The sequence below is a fragment of the Prevotella falsenii DSM 22864 = JCM 15124 genome (assembly GCF_000613945.1).
Classification (GTDB): Bacteria; Bacteroidota; Bacteroidia; order Bacteroidales; family Bacteroidaceae; genus Prevotella; species Prevotella falsenii.
The window spans coordinates 1-523 of the sequence record NZ_BAJY01000092.1 but is presented as its reverse complement, the minus strand read 5'-3'; the positions used below and the strand labels follow the sequence as shown (position 1 = coordinate 523).

The following is a 523-nucleotide window of genomic DNA, read 5'->3' as shown; positions in this document are numbered from 1 at the left end:
ATACCGGTTCTGCAGGCGATGGGAGAAGCCTTGCATTTGGGTCTGTGCCTGTACTTGAGCTTATGGCGCGTATGGCTTGCCAATTCCCCGGTCGTATCGGCATGTATGATATTGTAGATGCTTTGATGCGACACGTTAATGCCCTCTTTTTTCAAAGCCCCTGATATTTGCCGTGGAGACCACTGCTCCTCGATGATGATTTGTTTTATTCTCCATACAAGTTCAGGGGAAAGCGCAGCATTGGAGGTGGAACGCTTTCGACGCTCCATAGCCTTGGCATGTGCCTTGAACCAAACATACTTACCTGATGGACTGCCGTTGCGTTTTAATTCACGGGAAAGCGTGGATTGACTGATGCCCACAATATGAGCTATCTCTTTTCTCGGACTTTTTCTTTGGAGTAAGGCAAAAATTTGCTAAACATTCAAGATAGAAGTGCAATTTCTTATTGGTGTTTTAAGAGTAACCCTCTCCGTGTGATGCGGACGTTCTTGGAGCGTAGCGACAAGGTTGTCCGCATCAC

1 protein-coding gene is annotated in these 523 nt (G+C 46.8%); it reads right to left on the bottom strand.

Annotated features, from left to right (window positions below):
• The coding region (locus JCM15124_RS15600; protein WP_198019149.1) for a helix-turn-helix domain-containing protein at window positions 1-413 on the bottom strand (413 nt) is incomplete at its 3' end.
• Window positions 414-523: the final 110 nt, after the last annotated feature.